We start from the raw sequence: 14713 nt of genomic DNA, 5'->3' as shown, positions 1-14713 counted from the left end.
TTAGTTTAATATTTTAAATATTATTTTATATTTTTTACTACTGATATATTAATTTTAACAGGCCCTAAAAGTCCTGAAGTTAACAATGCATCATTTTTATTATAATGCTTCCATGATGAAAACGTAGTTCTATTTGAAGGTCGTTGTGTATTATTTAGCAACCAATCTGGTAAGCTTTTTGTTTTTTCTCCTTTTCTTTCAAAATCTAACGATAAATTTTCGTCTCCAATTAAACGATTTGGCCACAGGTTGGTTACCCTAACTTCTAGCGTATTTTGTCCTGCTTTTACAAAATCATCAATATTAATTCTAAACGGTGCTTTCCACAATATACCTGCATTTTTACCATTTATAATTACTTCTGCTATTACACCAACACTTCCTAAATCTAACTCAAAAGAGGTGTCTTTTTTAAATATCTTTTTAGAAATATTAAAGTTTTTTTGATATGCTGCTGTTCCTGAATAATATTTAATAGCATTATTATCTGAATTAGACCACGATACCAAATTATTAAATACGGTTTTAATTGGTGTACTTAAATTTTCTTTAAATTCTATATTCCAGTCACCTACTAACTCTATTGGTTTTGGAACCGATTTTACTTTAATCGTTTTATTCTTACCCAAAGAAGTTTGGTATGTTATTTCTCCTGGATAAGGTGTTACCCAATTTACTTTTCCATTAGTATTAACCAGTTTTGTTTTAGAAATATCTTTAGACAGATTAAGCACTCTTCCTTCCGGAACAGAAACAACATGCTCTACCCCATCCGTAGAAAAAGTAACACGCAATACTTTGTTTTTACCTTCGGGAACATTACCATCTATTAAAGATTTTTCTATCGGAATTTCTAAAACTCCAGAGGATACCATGCCTTTAATTTTCTCTGTAATATCAAATATTTTATAATATTTAGGTACCTCTTTAGTTTCTGGCTTAAACTTTCCAAAAACTGCTTTTAAAATGGTTAAAGATCCTTTATCAGTAGCATCTATATTTACAAACTCTCTTTCTTCTACGTATATTCGCTTGATTTCTTCACCTATTTTATATTCCATTCGAAATTCCTTTTTGTACCCCATTGCAGGATCACAATCGCAAAATTGCCTTCCAGCCTGTAGTTTTAACTTATTATCCACTACAGCTGCCTTTACCTTATCGGTGATATCTACCAATCCGTCTTGTAAAAACGAGCCATATTCTGCCTTAATAATTTTTAAATTAGATAAAGGTTCTAACTGAGGTTTTTTAAGTGTTTCCGAAATTTTTGTAATATGAGCAGATGCAGCAACTGGTTTTCTAAATATAACAAAAACAGATGCTTCCATACCTAATTGAATAGGCACGCTTGTTGTTCCGTCTTCATTATCTACCCAAACAGCAAGACTTTTAACCTCACCACTTTCTGAATTCCATAATTCTGGTTGCTTTCCATTAACTCTAAATCGTCCTGTAATTTCTCTACTTTCTTTTTTAGCATTGGCAATAAAATAGATATCTGCATCTTCTGTTTTTCTGTGGATAAAACTGATGTCTGATGCATCTCCTTCTTCAATTCTAAAATCAGAAGGTGTTTTACTTTTTGATAAAAATTCTTCTATTGTTATTTTTTTTACCAAACCAGAATTCCATAAGTTTTCTGCAAGTTTATCAATCTTATCATCACTTTCTGGGTAATTCTCCAAACTTGGAGATTTATAAGGACGCTCACCAATTACCTTTGCACCAGCTTTTGTAAGTGCTGCTATTTTAGAAAGTGTTTCAGGTTTCATCCAACTAGAAGTTGGTAAAACTAAAACTTTGTATTTATTACCAACTGATGTATAAATATCTCCATTTTTAACAGTTAATCCTGCTAATTTATTGGCTCCAATTAAATCATAATCAAAACCCATCGCTTTAATTTCTGGCATTAAAAAAGCTGTGTTAGGAGATGATTCTCCTGTAAAAACCAAAACATCGGCTACATTTTGACCTTGTTGAAGTAAAAATTGAGACCTAGCAATATAATCCATAAAACCTTTTCCTTGACTCCACCATGTATTTAATCGGTTAAAATCTGTACCATGATAACTTAACGCTAAACCAGGAGCTGCATCCCAAGGTTGGTGTACATACGTATGAAAAATAAAACGCGTAATACCTTGTGCCCAAGCTTGGTCTCCTATAGATTTTAAAACAGCAGGATGCTCGTCCCAACCACCAATTCCTGTAAAAGACTCGGCACCAACAATAGAACTTCCGTTTAAATGTGCTATCGAAGAAACGAATTTAGGCGAATCGAAAAACGGATAGCCACCACTCCAAAACTCACACATTACTATATCTCCAGTTGCACCAACTTGCATATTATCAAAAGGTCCCCAGTATGGTTCTACAGAAAATTTCATGCCGTTTTCATGACATAATTCGCCAAAATGAGCATAATAATTTTTTGCCATTAAATCTCCTATCGTTCTTCTAAAATCCCATAAAAAACGTTCTGATACTTCACCACTTTCTACGTAATAACCTGCTAAAGTTGGTAAATAGCTTGTTAAATTATAACCTCTTAATTTTTTAAATTCAGCATCAAATCCGGCAGTCCAATTGGTAGTTCCTACTTCATAACTATCTATCAAACAATTATTAACAGTTGTTCCTATTAAATCTCCCAATTTATTAATAATAGGTTGTATGCCGCCTTCCCAATAGACATCAACTGCTTTTTTACTCATTTTATCAACTTCTAAACCACGGCCTCCTTCTGGTGCAGGATGGTTACTTTTACCTGTTGGCGTGTGTCCTAATCTTAAAATAATCCATTCTCCTTTTGGGACGTTCCATTCAATAAATCCGTCTTTTGTAATTTTTGAAGTTAAATCAATAATGTCATTTTTATTAATAACGGCAGAAGCAGTAATCGTTTTTGTATCTGGTAACAAATGATTTCGAATACGATCTGTTAAATTTTTATAATCTAAACCATCTATTTTTATATCTGTTTGAGGTTTAGGAAATGCCAATACTGCAATATCTTTGTAATAATTTAATTTGGTTTTAGGTTGTGGTAATTGATCTTTAAATAATTTTCCGCCTTGTACCGTAACTTCCGTAAATACGGTTGTTTGCATAGCATATTCTGGTGTAATCCATGGACCACCTGAAGATGACCAACCTGCACTGTTATGAAACGTAAGTTCTAAACCTAATCTTTTAGCTTCTTTTGCAGAAAAATGAAATAAATCTAACCACTCTTCACTTAAATATTTTACAGGTCCATCTGGAAATTCTAATTTAACATTAAACAATTGTGCTTCTTGAATACCAACTTCTTTCATCGCTTCTAAATCTTTTGTAATTCCAGATTTAGATACGTTTCCGCTAATCCAATGCCACCACGTTCTTGCTTTGGCTTCATTTGGTGGGGTTTTAAATCCTTCTTGAAGGAAATCTGTTTTAGTTGAAATATTATTTTGATGTCCAAAATTTTGTCCAAATATTGAACATGTAAATAAAATAATCGCAGATATTACTAATACAATTTGTTTCATATTTAACATTAAGATTCTTTTATTTTTTAAGTTGCATATTAGTAAAATACTTAACAATTTACTTATTTTACATAAGCTCTCGTTCTAATAAATTTTACTACGGTAAACTTATTTATTTATAGCCTATAAGGTATCCTGTAATGTTATGGTATTCCAAAAAAAAAGCCCAAATAAATTAATATTTGGGCTTTTAAAATTATTCTGATTAAAATTAATTAATAATTAATTTTTTAATGTACTCTTTCTTGTTATCATCTACAACCTTTATTAAATAAAGACCAGACTTAAATGCTTGTCCAATATTAACATTAGGTTCTATAGTTGATTTTTTATAAATAACTTTACCTAACATATCTGTAATTGTAATATCTGCTTTTTCCATACCAAATAAAGATATATTAAAATCTTTTGTAGTTGGGTTTGGAAACACGTTTACAGATCTAAGTAAACTTTCGTCTGTTTCTTCAGTTTCTACAGAAATATTTTTATCATTTAAAACAACTCCCTTAGCACTAGTTGAGCTAAGTGTAATAACGTTTATTGAAAATTTAGGTAAAGAAGTAACGTGACCTCTTCCGTTTCTTACGTCTTTTAAAGCATTATCTCCTATATTATAAAGAGGTGTATCTGTCAAATTATTAAATTTAATTGCTTTATGATTAAAGTTTTTAGTATACTTAACACCATTAATTTTTATAACAAAAGCAGCTGGTTTACTTGTTAAATTTACAGCAATAATTTTAATTCTACCTCCTTTTAATGTAGCTCTTGCGCTAACTCCTTTTACACCAGAAGTAATATTAGGAGACGTTAAAATAGAAGTTGTATAAACTTCACTATAAGCAAAAACACTTTTAACAGCCTCATACATAGCGGCAAAAACCGTTTTTCTTGTAGGATCTGGAACAGGTCTACCTTTACTATTTGTTATTGTAGGATAAAAAGAATTTAAGCTACCTGTTGGCGTAAACCATGTTGCTCTATGGTATGTATCCATATTTTCACTCATATAAAGGTAACAATCTGCTGCTCCTAAAGCAGAAACTGCATTTGAACCACCGGCAGATTTTACACCCCATTCTGTTAACCAAATTGGTTTGCTTGTTACTTTTCTTGCATAGTTGTCTATAGATTCTTTTAACGTTTTTCTAGCTATAAGTCCATATTCAATACCATCACTAGAAGCGTTACCATCTGGATCTTCTCCTTGATATGAATGCACCGTTACAGCATCAAAAAAAGATTGATCTCTTGCCAAAGCAGCATTCCAGTTTGGGTTAAATGCATTACCTCGTCTTAGCATAGGTACAGAAACTTGTATATTTCTATTTTTGGCTTTTAATGCTTTAGACATTGCTTTAGCGCGTGCAATATAATTCCAAGTATTTGGAATAATAGTACTTCTTTGACCTGGATAAAAATTCTCATTACCCATTTCAACAAAATCTACAGGTAATCCTCTCCTTTTTAAATCGTCATATCTTGCCTTTGTTTCATTGCTATTATTAACATCTCTTCCATCTGCACTCATATTAAAAGTCCATACAATATCAAATTTAGCAGTTCTTTCTTTATATAAAGACTCTAATACTCCAATACCAACTTTTGAATGAGATGTTTCAAATGTTTTAATACTAGATAATTTATCTACTTCTCTTTGTACTGTTTGATTTCTGGCATTTTGAAGCGTTATCATTTCACTTCCAAAAAGCTTTGTTTCATCAGTTCTCCAATCGTACCAGTTAGAAAATAATCCGTGTGGAAAACGAGCGCCTAAGGTACCCCATTTTCTAAAAAGATCTTTACCATTACTATCTGATAAACGTGTAAGGTTTAACCCTAATTGAGCATTTTTGTATTTTACCTTTGTTCCTGTTTTGATATTTAGTGTTGCACTAACTGTAGCAGGAAGTGGAAAAGGATAACTCTGCGCAGTAATTGCGCTAGAATACGCTAAGAAAAGACCTACCGTAATTGCTGTTTTTTTAATATTAATTTTCATTTTTTAATTTAGTTTGGTTAAAATAATTTAATGTTTAATTAGTTGTAATTAAACGTTTAGTGTGTCTCTTAATTTTCTTTATTACATATGTTTAGTTTTAGGGGTTATTATAAAGTTCATTAAAAAATAAGTTGCGTAACTATTTTAGATTCACTAAATTATTTACAATTAACAACTTAACCATCCTGCTGCAAACTGTTCTGTTCTGTTATACCTAAGAAAGAGGAATAATTATCTAAAAAAAATAATGCATTTTTACTATCATTTTTTGAAATAAAAAAAGACAATCTTACCCCAATAAGAAGAATTAAATAAGTGATAAAAAAAATTAATTAATACTTTTTATTTTAACCTGTTTAATTTTAACTGGTCCTACCAAACCTGCAGGTAATAATTTGTCTCCTTTTTTATAAAATGGATAGGTGGTAAACGTAGATCGCTGCCCTAAAGGTGCTGGTTCATTATTTGTATACCAATCTACCATCTTATTTCTATTGATAAGCGATAACTGTGGATTTTTAATTAACAATGGTGTTTTAAGGTGTGGTTGTAAATTATAACCAGAAACATTAGGGAAGTTTTCGTCACCAATTAAACGGTTTGTCCATTGGTTTGTAACTTCTATCTTTAAGTTATTTTTACCTGCTTTTAAAACAGAAGTAATATCAATTGTGTGGGGTGCTTTCCAAAGAACACCTAAGTCTTTTCCATTTAAAATAACCCGTGCTATTTCGTAAACCTTCCCTAAATCAAGTATAAACTTGTTATTAGAAGTTAGTCTTTTCTTATCGACCTTAAACGTTTTTTGATAAATAGCTGTTCCGGAGTAATACTTTATCCCTTCAAAATTATGAGAAGTCCAATCAATCAATTTTGGAAAAGTAAAACTTTGCACACCTGCTTTTAAATCTGGAAAAGCAACTTCCCAATCACCTTTTATTTCAATTGGCTCTAGAAGATTTTTAACCTCTAATTTTTGTTGTTTACCATCTGCATAAGAAATAGCATACGCACCGTTTTTGCTGGCTTCAATTTCTGCTTTACCCAAAGAATTTAACTTAAAGCTAAGTTCTGGATTATCTATAACACTAGCCGTAGCAATTGAATTTATAGATGCGGATGATTCTCTAAAAACTACAAAACCAGAACCCTGAGAAGGAAGTGTAATAGCTACTTTAGTTTTACCATTGCTATGCTCAAACCCCACTAATTTTGTAATAGATCCATCCATTGGATTCCAAAACTCAGGAATTTTTCCTTCTACGTTAAAGGTACATTCGTAGGTACGTTTTTCTTTCTCTGGATTGAAGAAAAAATAAATATCTTCATTTGCAGATGTACGATGTGCATAATTAATTTGCTCGCCTCCTTTTATCTTTAAATCTACAGGAATATTATATTTTTTATAAATCTCATTCCAATTATAGTTTGTACTTGTGGTTGGTTTACTCCATACTTGTTCTAATAATTTAGAAAACTCAATCTCGTCTTTTTCTGACACTAAATAGCCTCCAATTTTACCGGGTTTATTTCCTATAATAATTACACCTTGATTCGCCAATTCTGCTATTCTTTTTAAGGTAGCAAGACGCATTTCTTTTTGGTTGCCTAAATAAAGTACACGATAACGTGTACCTTCTGGTAAAACAAGTTGTCCGTTTTCTACCGAAATACGGTTTAAAAGAACATCTGTATTTACACCATCATAATTGATATGGTTTGGCAAATCTCTTACTCCTTTGCGTGATGCAGTAGTATTAGGAGAACCATCACCTACAAAAGCTAGTACATCAGACACGGGCACTCCCTGACGCAAAAGATACTGTCCGCGAGTTAAATACTTAAACCAACTTTTACCCGCATTATCCCACCAGGTTTGTGTACGATCTATATGCGAACCAAAACCACTCATACCCATACCAGGTTTTACTTTTGTATTTGCTTGGTGTGCAAAGCGATGAAAAACTATTTCGTTAATACCATCAATCCAACCTTTATCTCCAAATTCTTTAAAAAACCCAGGGTGTCCTTCAAAATTAACATTAGGTCCCGAAGTAAAAGCTTCTGCAGAAATAATATTACGACCATAAATATGACCTGCTGATACGGCTACACCGGTCATTGACTTTCCACTCGCGTGAAATTCGCCCATTGGTATATCAAAACTACGAGCGGCATCTAAAGTATTAAAAGGACCATTTCCGTAAGGTTCTACATAACTTTTTAAGCCATCTGCATGAATAAGTTCTGTAGCATAATCAAAATAATTTTCACACATTAGCTTACTATTAAAATTTCTAATATCCCAAAGTACACGTTCTGTAGTATCTGCATTACCTACATAACGACCTGCGTACAATGGCAAGAAATTTATAATATCGTAACCGTGTTCTGCTTTAAATTGTATTTCATAATCTTTTGTCCAATTTTGTCCACCTACTTCATAGCTATCAATTTCTACATACTGTAAGGCATTTGGTGCTATTTTACTAGTAGCATCAATCACCTTTCTTACATGACCATCGTAAAATATTTTAAAAGATTCACGGCTAAATTTATCTACTTCCCAACCCGTACCTGCAACAGAAGCAGGGTCATTTAAAGCACCTGTTGTAGTATAACCCACACGCATAATTGTCCACTTTCCTTTAGGCAATGTTGTTTTTAACACTCCTTTATCATCAACATATTTAGTTAAATTTAAAATTTCAGATTTCTTAATAACCTTACTAGCATCTACTTCCTCTAACTTTGGTAACCCTCCATTATTGGCTCTATGAATATTGGTACGAGAAATCATATTATCATAACGAGCTGTATTTGTAAGGCTAATTTCTGCAATATCTAAAGGCACATCTGTTACAAAACGAAAATATTGCGCAGTTATACCTTTAAAAGTCTTATCAATTGTATATTCATACTTACCATGTCTAGACATTTTAATAACAAATTCGTCTTTAAAATTGATACCATCGTTAGAACTTTGTAAAAGTTGCGGTACTTTATAACGTTGTCTTTGTGTTTTAAGAAGAAACGATTGTACGGTTAATGGTTTTCCAAAATTCCATTGTATCCAAGCCTTACCATCTTTAGGAACTCTTAACTCTGTACGTTCATCAATTTTACCATTGGTAGCAATATTAATATCAAAATCTTTATTTGAACTCGTGATAATCGTTGGATTTTCTGAATCTATAATTTCTGACTCCAAAGCTGGATAAGCTAAAACGGCAATCTCTTTATAAAATCCTCCAATTTTACTAGGGCTAGGCAAATACACTTCAACGTCACCACCATTTACAATAATTTCACGATGCACCACTTGCTTCATAGAATGCTCTACAGGTACCCAAGGTCCACCGCTAGAAGTCCATCCATCGCAATTATGAATCCCAAAACTCAACCCTAAACGTTCACATTCCGCAGCAGCGTGTGCAGTAATTTCAATATATTCTGGTGAATTAAAATCAACAGGTCCGTTTGGTATTCTATGAGTTACATTAAAAAGAATAATGCCGCCAATACCTGCATCGGCAATAGCTTCTAAATCTTTGGTCATTCCTACTTTACTCATATTTCCGCCCATAACATGCATCCACGTTAATGGTTTTGCAGAATGAGGTGGGTTTTTAAAACCGTTTTCTAAATTGGTTTTAGTTACTTCTTGACCATAAATACTCAAACAGAGTATAAACATCGTCAACTGTGCTATTACTTTACTCATTTTAATAGTAATATTATAATTCATTAATTTAGATGCCTTTTCTAATTAGAACTTAATCGATAAACATTTCATCAATAAAAGGGCCGCTTTTACCTGTTGTTTCTATTCTAATATTATTTGCGCCAGATTTAAAAAACACCTTCGCGTTTACAAATTTCCAATTCTGTACCCAACCTCCTGTTGGTTCAAATTCAAACGTTTTTATATAGGTATCGTTAACAAAGAGTTTCATTGGATAAGTCTTTCCTTCATCATTATGCATATATCTAAATCTTATTGCATATTCTTTACCCGCTCCATCATTTTCGTTGTAAAACGTAACCGATCCTTCTTTGCCATCAAATGCGACAAAGCCAGTACCTTTAAAATGATGTGCCGCATTACTTGCTTTTGCATTTCCTTTTAAAATACCTTCTTCCGCAGAAATATTTACTCCTCTACCAACCCATAGATCTTTAGAATGTTCATCTCCCCAAAATAAGCCTTCGTTTTTACCAAAGGTTTCTTCCATATTTAAAACAACTTTGCCATTTTGTTTTACTACTGCTTTTACTATTGTAGCATCTGCAACTTTAAAAGCACCTTTATAAATAACACCTTTTGTTTCTGGATTTTCGCCATTTACAGTATAAAGAATTTCTAAATCATCTGTATTTGAAGTACCAAAAACTTGAATCTGTTTGGCATCAATGGAAATTTTATTTGAAGTGTATAATGCCTTATCTCCTAAAATTGATGCAGTAATAATTGATGCTTTTTCTGCATTTGGTAACGCTCTTAAAAACAATCTCGTTTTCCCGAAAAACAAGGCTCTAAAATCAGATTTTGTTCTACTTGTAGGGTCAATAGGATTTCCATTTTCCATAGAAATTTTCTTTACATCACCTTGAATATTATAGTAGACTTTATTTTCGCCGTAGGGATATAAATTATCATTTTCGTCTAATCCCTCTGAAGTGATAATATAACTTGTGGTAAAAGAATCTTCGGCAGCTAACTTTTGAATACTTGTCTTTAATTTTGAAGGTTGCTTACTTGTGCTAAAAGACATTCGTTTTACTTCTTTTCCTTCAATATAAGCAACGGCTTCTAACTTACCCGCTTCATAAGGTACCATCCATTCGCATTGCATTTCGTTCCAAACAGTTCCTGGTTTGTCTTTTCCAAGTGATTTTCCATTTAAAAATAATTCAACTTCATCTGCATTAGAATATACCCAAACCGGAATAAGCGTTCCTTTTTCCATTCTGGGATGCGTCCAATGAGGAAGCATATGAATCATAGTTTCTTTGGTCCATTGACTTTGATAGAAATAAAACAAATCTTTTTTAAATCCTGCTACATCTAAAGCACCTCCCATAAATAAATTGAATGGTAAACCTCCATGTACTAAACCTGCTTCACCGTAATAATCGAAACCTGTCCAACGGAAATGACCACTATGCCAAGGATTATCTCGCATTACTTCCCAGTATTTTCTAGCTGATACTCTTACCGTAGCATTATCATAAGACGAATTGAAACTTTGTTTTCTGTTTCGCCAATTTTTAGGGTTAATTCCTTCGTAAAAAAAGATTTCTTTTTCGGTTAAATTTGGCAATTCGTAAGTTCCTGGTAATTCGTTATCACGCCACCATGTTTGTGTTCTGTAATAACCTCTTGTTTGCCAAGTATGTGGCGCTTCGGTAGAAATAAATGGTTTATCAAAGGTTTTACTTTCTATAAATGATTTGGTTTCTGATCCTCCATTTACACCTGTAATATCCATATCTTCTGGATTTCCTGCACCTGATGTAAATAATCGTGTTGGGTCTAAACTTTTTCCGAATTTCACCAATTCTGGTGCAACATCACTATGGGTTTCGTTACCTAAACTCCACACAAAAATACTTGGATGATTTCTGTCTCTGGTAATCCATTCTTTTACATCTCGTTGCCACCATTCATCAAAGGCTTGTTTGCCATAATCTTGAGGTGCTTTTTTGTGCCATCCATCAAAAATTTCATCCATCACCAACAGACCAATTTCATCACATAAATCATAAAACATTGGCGGAGTTGGGTTGTGTGAGGGGCGAATGGCATTGATGCCCATATCTTTTAAAGATTGTAATTTCCAGCGTAACAAAGGCTTTGTCCAAGCGCCTCCAACAGGTCCGCCTTCCCAATGCTCACAAACACCTTTTAATTTTACGTTTTCGCCATTTAACCAAAAACCAGTTTTAGTTTCCCATTTTACCGTTTTAAAGCCAAATGTTGTTTCTACCTCATCAATTACTTTTTTACCCTCTAAAATTTTGGTAATAGCTCTATATAAGGTTGGCGTTTCTGGACTCCATAATTGTGGGTTTTCTATTTCAAATTGATAAGTTGGATTTGATCCTTTTAAGCTTTCAATTTTTTTAGTCAATTCTTTTCCCTCTGGAGAAAACAATTTTACTTCATATTTTAGCTTGTTTACATCGCCATTAATTTCTGCATCAATAGAAACAGTTGCTTTATCTTCTTTAATAGAAGGCGTTTTTATAAAGATACTATTGGGTTTAAAATGTGTTGGATTTACGACTACTAATTTTACTGGAGCATAAATTCCACAAGGATGATACCATCTTGCTGATGGCTCTAAAGCATTATCTACTCTAACTGCAATGGTATTTTTTCCTTCTTTTAAATACTTTGAAATATCGTATCTAAAACTAATGTAGCCATAAGGGCGTTTCCCTAAATGGTTGCCATTTATCCAAACTTCGCTATTCATGTAAACCCCATCAAAATTGATGTAAGTTACATTTGATAGGCTTTGCTTTTTTACCTTAAAAGTTTTTCTATACCAACCAATACCTCCATCATGATAACCACCACCTTGACCTTGATCTCCACCTTTTCTAACTCCTTTCTCGAAAGACCAATCGTGAGGAACATTTAACGTTTTCCAACTAGAATCATCAAAATTTTCTTTAGAAAAGGAGGAGTTATCCTCTAAAATAAAGTGCCAATTGTTGTTGAAATTTACTTCTGTACGTTGTGAAAAACTAACTAGTGCTATTAAAAATAATAGTAAAAATAAAAAGTGTTTTTTATTAAGGTTTACTTCTAAAACTTGTTTTTTCATTTTAATATTTCTTCTATTATTTGTTAATATCAATAAATGCTATTTATCGTTCTGTAAAAACGGTCCTTTATCTGTTGGAAATTTAATATCTAAAAGCTTTTTCATTCTCTTTTCTACTTTTTTATATTTTTTATTTCCTGATAAATTTTTAAAAGCAAGTAAACTTTTTTTATGATGATATAACTCTGCGTCTAATACTTGTTGTGTAACTGCATTACGCCATTCTGTATATCTCCACTCACCATCTGTTGCTGTAACTCCCATTATTTTTTTACCTCTGGCATACATACTATATGCTGCTTCGTCCCATTTTTTATTAGGATTATCTATTACAGATAAAATACTTTTTCCGTCTGATACAGGAGCAGATTTTAAGTTACATAAATCAACTAAAGTTGAAAAAATATCTACATTTTCTACCAAAGCATCAGAAGTTTTGTTTGTAACCCTGTTTTTATAACCTGTTTCTCGGCTAATAATTAAAGGTACTCTAACATCTATTTCTACATTAGATTGTTTACACCAAGATCCATATTCGCCTATTTTATAACCATGATCACTCATAAAAATTACAAATGTTTTTTTTCTTAAATCTAAGTCTTCTAACGTTTGCATTACTTTACCCACTTGGGCATCTATATAACTAATTGATGCATGATAACCATGAATTAAATCTCTTGTTAAATCATCATTTAAGTCTCCTTTATTAGGAATATTAGAATATCCTTTTAGCTCTCCCCAATTACTTAAAGCTAATTTATACATGCCTTGAGGCTTTTCTCTAGACGGAATTTTAAAGTCGTTTTTATTGTATAAATCCCAATATTTTTTTGGAGAATTATATGGTAAATGTGGCTTACTTAACCCCACAAACATTAAAAAATTATCCTCTTTTAATTGTTTAAGTGTTTCTATAGCATGTTGTGCTGCTCGCCCATCTTTATAACCTTCATCTGGTACATCTGCATCTTCAAAAGCAGGTCCTTTAATTCTTTTACTTCCTGCTTTTATCTGTGCCTCTATAAGTGCTTTGTTTTCTGGTTTTAAGTAAGCATTTGGTTCTTTTTCAAAATAAGTAGACCATACATTTTTATCATCTACACCATGATGATATACTTTACCTATACTTATTGTTTTGTATCCATTTTTATTAAAAAGTTGCGGCAAAGAAACCACCTCTTTATTTACTTTACGAAGTGGCGTAAAAATACTGTAAATACCTATAGTTTCTGGTCTTAACCCAGTTAATGTACTCATTCTAGAAGGAGCACATATAGCTTGCTGTACATACGCCTTATTAAACCGTACTCCATCTTTTGCTAATTTATCTATATTAGGTGTTATTGCTGTTTCGCTTCCATAACAACCTAATTCTGCTCTTAAATCATCTACGTAAAAAACCAATACATTTGGTTTTTCATTTTGAGCCTGAAAGTTTGCAAAACTAAAAGCTACAAAAAATACAATTATAATTTTTTTCATTTTATTTACGTTTAACATATTCTAATAAGATATTTTTAACATCCGTTACGGTTCCCATTTTCAATCCATTATTTTGGTTTGCTCCTGTTACCCAATACAACACCATTCCTGCATCAGAACAATCCCAACTTCCTTTTTGAAACTTAACTACATCATCATTTTCTGCAATTTTACCTTGAATCCATACTTGTTGTAAGCGTTCATCTTTATGATTTTTTGCCCAATCCCAATCAGCTAATTTTGCTTTTAAATTTATATTTTGATCTGGAATTCTAACTTCTTCTACACCAAAATCTAATATCTGTTGCCATTTATAAAAATCTCCTGCATTATCATTAGCAGGGTGATGAGTAACCACTTTTACATATTTGTGTTTATTTTTTTTAGATGCTTCTAAAGCAAAACCAATAATATCTGGTTCTCCTGCTTCAATAATCCAAAGAGGATCTTTCTCTGTAGATAAATTTATTGCCTTTGCTAAATCTTTTATCGTTTCATCTAATTGCCACTTTGCATCTAAAAAAGTAAGTTCATCAAAACCTCCCCATCTTCTTGCAGTAACATCACAAGCACTTTGCATTAATGCATGTCGTTCTTTTTCTGCTTTTTCCGATATTCTATTTACACGAACCAAATCGCAACTATGAGAATAATGCACCAACCTACTTTCTAAACCTGTTGCCCTTAATAAAGCTAAAGAAATGGCGGTACCACCTAAATCATCCGGATCTGGAGAGTTACCATCTGCTACAATAGCAATTCTACCCGCAGGAGCATTTACAGTTTGCGATGTTACTGCACAACTAGTCAATAACAAACCAATTAACACTAATTTTAATTCTCTCATGATGAGTTTA

Annotated in this window: 6 protein-coding genes; all 6 read right to left on the bottom strand. The window is 32.4% G+C overall.

Going from position 1 to position 14713, the window contains the following annotated elements; genetic code table 11:
* Window positions 1-20 precede the first annotated feature (20 nt).
* On the bottom strand, window positions 21-3536 hold the full coding sequence (locus tag GQR92_RS00985) for a glycosyl hydrolase (protein ID WP_158837370.1): 3516 nt from the start codon (window positions 3534-3536) through the stop codon (window positions 21-23).
* 211 nt (window positions 3537-3747) lie between these two features.
* Window positions 3748-5538: a T9SS type A sorting domain-containing protein gene (locus GQR92_RS00980; RefSeq protein WP_158837369.1), complete on the bottom strand. Its 1791-nt coding sequence runs from the start codon at window positions 5536-5538 to the stop codon at window positions 3748-3750.
* A gap of 328 nt (window positions 5539-5866) precedes the next feature.
* On the bottom strand, window positions 5867-9286 hold the full coding sequence (locus GQR92_RS00975; protein WP_158837368.1) for a glycosyl hydrolase: 3420 nt from the start codon (window positions 9284-9286) through the stop codon (window positions 5867-5869).
* 28 nt (window positions 9287-9314) lie between these two features.
* Window positions 9315-12374, bottom strand: coding sequence for a sugar-binding domain-containing protein (locus GQR92_RS00970; protein ID WP_158837367.1), 3060 nt, complete (start codon window positions 12372-12374; stop codon window positions 9315-9317).
* A 39-nt stretch (window positions 12375-12413) separates the two neighbouring features.
* A complete protein-coding gene (locus GQR92_RS00965; protein ID WP_158837366.1) occupies window positions 12414-13856 on the bottom strand; it encodes a sulfatase in 1443 nt (480 codons plus the stop codon).
* A 1-nt stretch (window position 13857) separates the two neighbouring features.
* Window positions 13858-14703 carry a hypothetical protein gene (locus GQR92_RS00960; protein ID WP_158837365.1) on the bottom strand — a complete coding sequence of 282 codons (846 nt, stop codon included), beginning with the start codon at window positions 14701-14703 and terminating at the stop codon, window positions 13858-13860.
* Between the last annotated feature and the right edge of the window lie 10 nt (window positions 14704-14713).

The sequence above is a fragment of the Polaribacter sp. L3A8 genome, assembly GCF_009796785.1.
In the GTDB taxonomy this organism is placed as follows: Bacteria; Bacteroidota; Bacteroidia; order Flavobacteriales; family Flavobacteriaceae; genus Polaribacter.
This window is presented reverse-complemented; position numbering and strand designations above follow the sequence as displayed.